The 7,730-nt window shown below is 69.9% G+C and carries 7 protein-coding genes; all 7 read left to right on the top strand.

Annotation, left to right across the window (positions count from 1 at the left end):
• Window positions 1–28: 28 nt before the first annotated feature.
• Window positions 29–1,234 carry a glycosyltransferase gene (locus AB1634_17860; GenBank protein ID MEW6221381.1) on the top strand — a complete coding sequence of 402 codons (1,206 nt, stop codon included), beginning with the start codon at window positions 29–31 and terminating at the stop codon, window positions 1,232–1,234.
• Window positions 1,231–2,532 carry an O-antigen ligase family protein gene (locus AB1634_17855; GenBank protein ID MEW6221380.1) on the top strand — a complete coding sequence of 434 codons (1,302 nt, stop codon included), beginning with the start codon at window positions 1,231–1,233 and terminating at the stop codon, window positions 2,530–2,532. The genes AB1634_17860 and AB1634_17855 overlap by 4 nt, the downstream gene beginning before the upstream one ends.
• Entirely contained in the window at window positions 2,529–3,656 is a 1,128-nt protein-coding gene (locus tag AB1634_17850; GenBank protein MEW6221379.1) for a glycosyltransferase family 4 protein, read from the top strand. Before AB1634_17855 ends, AB1634_17850 begins: the two co-directional genes overlap by 4 nt.
• 1 nt (window position 3,657) lies before the next feature.
• Window positions 3,658–4,830, top strand: a complete 1,173-nt coding sequence (locus AB1634_17845; GenBank protein ID MEW6221378.1) for a glycosyltransferase — start codon at window positions 3,658–3,660, stop codon at window positions 4,828–4,830.
• 5 nt (window positions 4,831–4,835) lie between these two features.
• Window positions 4,836–6,254 (top strand): hypothetical protein, encoded by a 1,419-nt coding sequence (locus AB1634_17840; GenBank protein MEW6221377.1) that lies wholly within the window; start codon window positions 4,836–4,838, stop codon window positions 6,252–6,254.
• Window positions 6,255–6,283: 29 nt separating this feature from the next.
• Window positions 6,284–7,357: a glycosyltransferase family 4 protein gene (locus tag AB1634_17835; GenBank protein ID MEW6221376.1), complete on the top strand. Its 1,074-nt coding sequence runs from the start codon at window positions 6,284–6,286 to the stop codon at window positions 7,355–7,357.
• The coding region (locus AB1634_17830; GenBank protein MEW6221375.1) for a hypothetical protein at window positions 7,354–7,730 on the top strand (377 nt) is incomplete at its 3' end. The genes AB1634_17835 and AB1634_17830, both read left to right, overlap by 4 nt.

Genomic DNA, 7,730 nt, shown 5'->3' with positions numbered 1-7,730 from the left:
AGACCTGTGCTGCAAAGGATGACCGACCATGGCGAGGATCCTCTTTGTGACGGCCCGTCCGCCCTATCCCCTGCACCAGGGGATGGCGCTCCGGGTCTTCCACCTGGCCCGGGAAGCGAGCCGCTGCCACGAGGTGCACCTGGCGGCCCGGGGCCTCGATGCCGGCACGGCGGAAGCCCTGGCGGCCAGCGGCGTCTTTGCCGGCCTGCTGCCCCTGCCGGCCCTCGCCGGACCACCGGCCCGCAGCCGCTTCCTCTTTCCCCTGGGCCACCATCTCCTGCGGCGCTACGCCCCGGACCAGTATCGCCGCACGGTGGCCAGCCTGGGTGCCTATGTCCGGCAGGAGGGGATCACCCATGCCGTGGCCGTCACCCTGCCCATGGCAGAGATGATTGCGCCCCTGGCCGGCCCCCGGAAGATCGTGGACGAGTATGACTGTGCCAGCCTCACCATGGAGCGCCGGCTGCGCCAGGACGGCGCGGCCCTGGGGGCCAGGGGCCGGCTGCGCCAGCGCCTGGCCCTGTCGCGGATCCGGCACCAGGAGACGCGGCTGGCCCGCACCTGCCATCTGGTCACCACCATCTCCCCGGCCGATGCCGCGGCCCTCAGCCGGCTGAGCGGCCGGCTGGGCGAGCGGGTGCGGGTCCTGGCCAACGGCGTCGGGGAGGAATGGCTCCGGGAGCCGCCAGCGGTCCGGGAAGAGGAGCGGGCCGTCGCCTTCTGGGGTGCCCTGGACTTCGAGCCCAACCAGCGGGCGCTCCGCTTCTTCTTCGACCAGGTCTATCGGCCGTTCCTGGCCGAGGCCGGGATCACCTGGCACGTCATGGGGAAAAACCCGCCCGCCTGGCTGCAGGCCATGGCCGGCCACCATCCCGGGCTCCGGCTCCGCGGCTTCGTGCCGGACCTGGTGGCCGAGGCGGCCCGCATCCCGCTGGCGGTCAACCCCATGCAGAGCGGCAGCGGCCTCAAGAACAAGGTGCTGGAGGCCTTCTCCCTGCGCCGGCTGGTGATCTCCAGCCGGCTGGGCATGGAGGCCATCGAGGCGCTGCCGGGCGAGCACTACCTGCCGGCAGACAGCCCCCAGGAGATGGCCCGCCTGATCCGCCAGCACCTGGACAGCTGCGAGACCCGGCGCCGGATCGGCGACGCCGCCCGGCGCCTGGTCCAGGAGCGCTACACCTGGGAGCGGATCGGCCAGCGCTTTCTCGTTCTCCTTCAGGAGGCGCAGGCATGAATCTCACCGATCTGCCGGTGGGCCTCATGGGCCTGGGCATCGTCGCCTGGCTGGCCATGGCGATCTTCTTTGTCATCCGGCCGGTGTGGCTGGGGCCCTTCGTGGTCTCGGTCTATTTCCTCATGCCGGTGATCATCTTCCGGCTCATGGGCGGCATGTATCTGCCGGTAGGCCAGCTCCTGGTCATCACCATCGGCCCGATCATCCTCCTGGGTGCCCTGCTCCGGCAGGAGCCGCTGCCCCTGGACGCCCTGGCACCCGTGGCCCTCTATGGCCTGGTCATCCTCCTGTCCATGCTGGTCAACGACGTCGGCATCTGGCAGTACAAGAGCGCCTTCGCGCCGCTCCTCTTCGCCGCCCTCATCGCCCTGGCCATACGGGAGCCGCGCTCCATCCACTATCTGCTGGCCGCCTTCTTCTTCTTCGTGCTGCTCAATACCGTGATCGGCGGCCTGCAGGTGGCCGGCTTCTCCCAGCTCTACCACCTCACCCACAGCGAAGAGGTGGAGGGGAGCGGCTTCCGCCGCGGCACCGGCATCGCCACCCACTTCTCCCAGGTCGGTCTCTACTGCGCCGGCGCCGCACCGCTGCTCCTGGCCCGGGGGCTCGTAGCCGCTCGCCGCTCCCGGCGGCTCCTGTGGCTGGCCAGCACCGTGGTGCCTTTTGCCGGCATCCTCTTCTCGGGCCTGCGGGCCGCCTTCATCGGCATGGCCCTCGGCATCCTCACCGTCTTCCTGAAGTGGGACCTCAAAAAGGCGCCCCAGTATCTGCTGGTGCTGGTGATCCTCGGCGCCCTGGCCACGAGCGCCCTGCCAGTCTTGAAGGAATACTCCGGCAACCTCAAGGCCCACCTCACCACGGTGGACGATTCCGCGGCCGCCCGCCCGCGCCTGGCCATGATGGGGCTGACCCTGTTCGCGGAAAGCCCGGTGGTCGGCCGGGGGCCCGCGTCCTTCAAACGGGTCTTCGGCGGGGTCGGCGATGCCCACAACACCTATGCCAACGTCCTGGCCGACTACGGCCTCCTGGGCCTGCTCGGCTTCGTCTGGGCCAACAGCGCGGCCATTCTCGCCATCCTCCGAACCTGCCAGCGCCGGCAGGACAGCGACCTCTACCCGGCAGGTCTGGGCCTCCTGGGCTGCATGGTAGCGGTCATGTCCGTGGCCTTCTTCCACTCCGTGAACTACATCACCACCTACTGGATCTTTCCGGCCCTGGGGCTGGGCCTGGGCATGCTGCCCCAGAGCCGGACGCCGGCGGCGCCCCCGGACCACCTCTTTGCGGAGCCTGCGCCATGACCTCCATCTGCTTCGTGGGCCTGGACAGCTATCCGGTCCTCAATCCTGCCTGCGGCAGCGCATACGTCGGCGGCGAATCGGTGCAGCAGACCTTGCTGGCCCGGGAATTCGCGCGCCAGGGCTTCTCCGTCAGCATGGTGGTCACGGACTGCGGCCAGCCCGCAGGCGAGATCATCGACGGCATCCGGGTGCTGCCCTGCTACCGGCCCCAGGCCGGGATGCCGGGCCTGCGCTTCCTTTACCCCCGCGCCAGCGGCCTCCTGGCCGCCATGGCCCGGGCCGATGCCGACATCTACTACCAGTCCTGCGCCGGCCTGCCCACTGGCCTTGCCGCCTGGCATTGCCGCCGCCGGGGCCGCTTCTTCGTTTTCCGGGTCGCCCATGACACCGACTGCCTGCCCGGCCGCCAGCTCATCCGGTTCTGGCGGGACAGAAGGCTCTACGAGTACGGCCTGCGGCGCAGCCACCTGGTGGCAGCCCAGAGCCTGACCCAGGCCAGCTGGCTGCGGCAGCACTATGGCCTGGACAGCCCGGTGGTGGACATGGTGGTGGAGATCCCGCCGGAGGTCCCCCGGGAAAGGGATATCGATGTCCTGTGGGTGAACAACCTCCGGCCGTTCAAGCGGCCGGAGCTGGCGGTGGAACTGGCCCGCCGCCTGGCCCCGGCCCGGGTGACCATGATCGGCGGCCCCTGCCTGGGGGCGGAGGCCCTCTACCAGGAGATCGCCCAGACCGCGGCCCAGGTGGCCAACCTGGATTTTCGGGGCTTCATCCCCTACCACCAGGTGAATGCCTTCTACGGCCGGGCCAAGGTCCTGGTCAACACCTCGGACAGCGAAGGCTTCCCCAACTCCTTTCTCCAGGCCTGGGCCCGGGGGACGCCGGTCGTCTCCTTCTTTGACCCGGACGGCCTTCTGGGGCGCCTGGGCCTGGGCCGCCGGCCTCCCGACCTGGACGGCATGGTGGCAGCCGTTTCCGGGCTGCTGGCCGGCGGCGAGGCCCGCGCCGCCATGGGCGAGCGGGGCCGGGCCTTTGTCGAGCAGCACCACGCGCCGGCCGCGGTGGTCCGCCGGTATTGCCGGCTCCTTGCCGAGCGTGGCGCCCGCCTTCCCGGGAGGTGCTGAGATGCCGCGGACCCGGGTGCTGTTTCTCATCCCCTCCCTCGCCGCCTGCGGAGCCGAGGCCCAGCTGGTCACCCTGGTCAACGGCCTGGATCCGGACCGCTTCGCCAAGACCCTGGTGACCTTCGAGCCGGAAAGCGACCTCCTGCCCAGGGTCCGGCAGCCGGAGGTGACGGTGATCCGCCTTGAACGGCGGCGCTGGCTGGATCGGGGCCTGGCCCGGAGCATCGCTGAGGTGATCGACCAGAAGGCCGTGGATGTCGTGCACACCACCCTGCAGATCGCCCTGCTTCACGGCTGGCTGGCCAGCCGTCGCAGCCGGCGGCGACCCCGGCTGGTCAACACCATCCACACCACCAGAAATCGGGACCTCAAGGGGGAGGTCAGCCAACGACTGCTCTGGGGCCCCCTGCAGCGAGCCTGCAGCCGGGTGGTCTTCGTCAGTGAGCGCCAGGCCGAACATTGGCTGAGCCGCTACCCTGGCCTCAAAGAGCGAAGCAGAGTGATCCGCAACGGCGTTGACCCGCAGCACTTCGCTCCCGAATCCTGGCGTCAGGCCGGCCGGTCGCTGCGATCTCGACTGGGGATTTCCCGGGAGGCCCTGGTCGTGGGCTGCCTGGCAGCCTTTCGGCCAGAAAAGGGCCATCAGCTTCTCCTGAAGGCCTTTGCCGGCCTGCCGGAGGATGCGGTCCTGCTCCTGGCCGGGAGTGGCCAGTGTCTGCCGGAGGTCCAGGCGGCGGCCAGCCGGCTGGGCCTGGGTGCCCGAGCTCATTTTCTGGGTCGGATCGAGGAGGTGCGGCCGGTACTGGCAGCCTGCGATCTGACCGTTCTGGCCTCGACTGCCGTGGAAACCTTCTCCATGGCGATGCTGGAATCCCTGTCCATGGCCGTGCCGGTGGTAGCCACTGACATCGGTGGCGCCGCGGAGGCGGTTCTTCCTGGCCGAACCGGGGCGCTGGTACCGGCCGGGGATGCCGCCGCCTTGCGGCAGGCCCTGCTGGCGCTGGGGACGGATCGGCAGCGCGTGCGACACATGGGAGCCGCCGGCCGGCAGCTGGTGCTGGAGCGCTTCACCCACGCGCGCATGATCCAGGCCTTTGCCACTGTGCTGAAGCGCCATCAGGATGGCAGCCCGTGGCTGCCGCTTGCCGGCCACACCCTCCCGCCTGCCCGGTGACGGTCATGTCCACCCTCGACACCCTGCGCGGTCTGTATGTTCGTTTGCCGCCTCCCGTCCGCCGGAGCCTGGCGCCCCTGGCTTCTGTCCTGCCATGGCCGCTGCGCTGGGGCAGCAGCTATCGACGGCTGCGCGCAGCCCTTGCTGGCCATGAGACCAGTGCTGCCTTCGTGGCGGCATGGCAGGAGCGAGCTTTGGCCGAGATCCACGACCTCTGCCTGACGACCGAGGCCTATCGACCGCAGTTGAGTCGTTCCCACACTCTCCGCTCGCCGGCGGAAAAGGCCCAGGCGGTACGGGCGCTGCCGGTCTTGAGCAAGGAGATGGTTCGCCGCTCGCCGGAAGCCTTCCTGGCCAGGCCAGCTTCCACCCTGGACCTGGTCTCCACCAGCGGCTCATCGGGTCAGCCATTCCACTTCTATTTGGACCGCGACCGCGGGGCCAGGGAATGGGCCTTCGTGCACCACATCTGGGGTCACATCGGTTATCACCCCCATGACCGGCGGGCCGTGCTGCGGGGGGTGGCCATTCCGAATGTCGACCGTCAGCCCTGGTCCTTCGACCCCGCCTTGGGAGAGCTTGTGCTGTCGCCCTTCCATCTGGTGCCGCCGGTGATGGACCATTACCTGGAGCAGATCCAGCGCCGCCGGGTACGCTTCCTGCATGGCTACCCATCGGCCCTGGCTATTCTGGCCGGCCACGCCCTGCGGCGGGGCTGGCAGCCGCCATCCTGCCTCAAAGGCGTCCTGCCGGTTTCGGAGACCCTCTGGCCCAGCCAAAGGGAACTGATTCGCCAGGCCTTCCGCCTGCCGATCCTGGCCCTTTACGGCCTGAGCGAGAAGGTGGCCATTGCCGGCGAGCGTCCGAACCGGCCGGGCCACTATGTCTTCGAGCCCCTGTATAGCCTGGTGGAGCTGGTGGACGAAGCCGGCGAGCCGGTCCTGGAGCCGGGGCGGATCGGCAGGCTGGTGGGCACCGGCTTCGTGTCCAAGGGCATGCCCCTGGTCCGGTATGACACGGGCGATGTGGCGGAGCTGGTGCGTGTGGCCTCGCCGAACAGTGGCTGGCGGTTGGAGGTCCGGGGCCTTCGCGCGCGCCGGGCTTTGGAGATGGTGGTAGGCGCCGGCGGCGCCCTCGTCTCCATGACGGCCATCAACATCCATTCCCAGGCCTACTGTCACATCGAGGCCTTTCAGCTGCGCCAGGACAAGCCGGGAGAGGTCACGATCAATGTGGTGCCGGTGAAAGGCGCCAATCGCGGGGACCTGGAGCCCTTTGCTCAGGAAATCCAGAGCAAGGTGGGCCAAGGAATCCGATTCCGACTGGAGCTGGTGGAGGCCCTGCCAGCCGGCGCCCGGGGCAAACGCCTGCTCGTCGACCAGCGCCTGGACTTGGCGACCTTTGGCGGTGGGCCTGTCGCATGACCGCACCCCTCAGAGCCGGCAGAGTGGTCATGGCGGGCACGGCCCTGAACAACCGGGGCGGGGTCGCCTCGGTGCTTCGGGTCTACGATACAGATGGCTTCTTCGGCCAATGGCAGGTGCACTATCTGGCCAGCCATGTGCCTGGTCCGGCAGCGGCCAAGACCCGGGCAGCCTTGGTCACCTGGCTGACCTTCCTGCGACTTCTGGGCCGCCGCCAGGTAGGTCTGGTCCATGTCCACAGCGCCTCCCGGGCCAGCTTCTGGCGTAAAGCGCCCATCCTTCTGGCGGCCCTGGCTGCGAGACGACCCATCGTCTTCCACCTCCACGGCAGCGAGTTCGCCCTGTTCTTCGACCAGAGCCCGCCGCCGGCCAAGGCGCTCATCCGCCTGGTTCTGGATCGAGCAAGCCGTATCGTGGTGCTCTCCAGCGCCTGGCCGGCGGCCCTCCGCCGCCTGACCGGCAACCGCCGCATCAGCGTTGTCTTCAATCCGGTGCCCCGGGCCATCCTGGACGTCGCGCCGGCGGCCGGCCACCGGTGCCCCCGCCGCATCCTCTATCTTGGCCGCCTGGAAGAAAAGAAAGGGGTCTTCGACCTGGTGCGGGCATGTGGCCAGTTGGCCGCCGGCCGGCCGGACCTGGAGCTGGTGCTGGCCGGGGAGGGAGACCAGGAGCCCCTGCGTCAGCTGGCCGCCAACGTGGGCCTGGCCGGTCAGCTGGCCATGCCGGGCTGGATCGAGGGCGACGCCAAGGCCCAGGCCCTGGCCACCGCCGGTCTTTTCGTCCTGCCCTCCTACACGGAATGCATGCCCATGGGCCTGCTCGAGGCCATGGCCGCCGGGCTGCCGGTGGTGGCCACCCCGGTGGGCGGGGTGCCGGATGCGGTCCAGCACGGCGTCGAGGGATTCCTGAGCCCGGTGGGGCAGCCAGAGGCCCTGGCCGCCAGTCTCGCCCCGCTCCTCGACGACCCCGACCTGGGCCGCGCCATGGGGGCCGCCGGCCAGGAGCGCATCCGGCGCCAGTTCGTCTCGGACCGCATCTTCGAACAGCTGGGGGAGATCTACCAGGACCTGGGCGTGCAGCAGCCGCCGCGGCGGCTGCCATGACCGCCGTTTGCGACCGGGCCGCCCTGGCCGGCTCCCTGCAACGCCTGGACGCCTGGTGCCAGGCCCAGGACTACCTGGGCTGGGATGTCTACGACGGCCTCAATTCCCGGCTCCTGGCCGCCACCCCCTTGTACCGCTCCCGCCTGGTGCGCCTCTTGTGGATCCAGCTCTTCAAGCACCTGCCGGTCAATCTCCGGCCCCTGGCCCGGGTGCCCAAGGCCGACAACCCCAAGGCCCTGGCCCTGTTCATCGCCGGGCTGGCGGCCCAGGGCCGGAGCGGCGAGGCGGGCCGCCTGGCCGCCCGGCTCCTGGCCCAGGCCAGCCCGGGATACGGCGCCGGCGCCTGGGGCTACCCCTTCCCCTGGCAGGCCCG

The organism is Thermodesulfobacteriota bacterium (assembly GCA_040755095.1).
Taxonomy (GTDB): Bacteria; Desulfobacterota; Desulfobulbia; order Desulfobulbales; family JBFMBH01; genus JBFMBH01.
Note: the sequence above shows the minus strand (reverse complement) of the source record. Positions and strands in the feature narration are given on the sequence as shown.

Excerpts from the sequence above, each read along its gene's own strand:
- AB1634_17860 (MEW6221381.1), top strand. The coding sequence starts at position 29 with ATGGCGAGGATCCTCTTTGTGACGGCCCGTCCGCCCTATCCCCTGCAC.
- AB1634_17855 (MEW6221380.1), top strand. The coding sequence starts at position 1,231 with ATGAATCTCACCGATCTGCCGGTGGGCCTCATGGGCCTGGGCATCGTC.
- AB1634_17850 (MEW6221379.1), top strand. The coding sequence starts at position 2,529 with ATGACCTCCATCTGCTTCGTGGGCCTGGACAGCTATCCGGTCCTCAAT.
- AB1634_17845 (MEW6221378.1), top strand. The coding sequence starts at position 3,658 with ATGCCGCGGACCCGGGTGCTGTTTCTCATCCCCTCCCTCGCCGCCTGC.
- AB1634_17840 (MEW6221377.1), top strand. The coding sequence starts at position 4,836 with ATGTCCACCCTCGACACCCTGCGCGGTCTGTATGTTCGTTTGCCGCCT.
- AB1634_17835 (MEW6221376.1), top strand. The coding sequence starts at position 6,284 with ATGGCGGGCACGGCCCTGAACAACCGGGGCGGGGTCGCCTCGGTGCTT.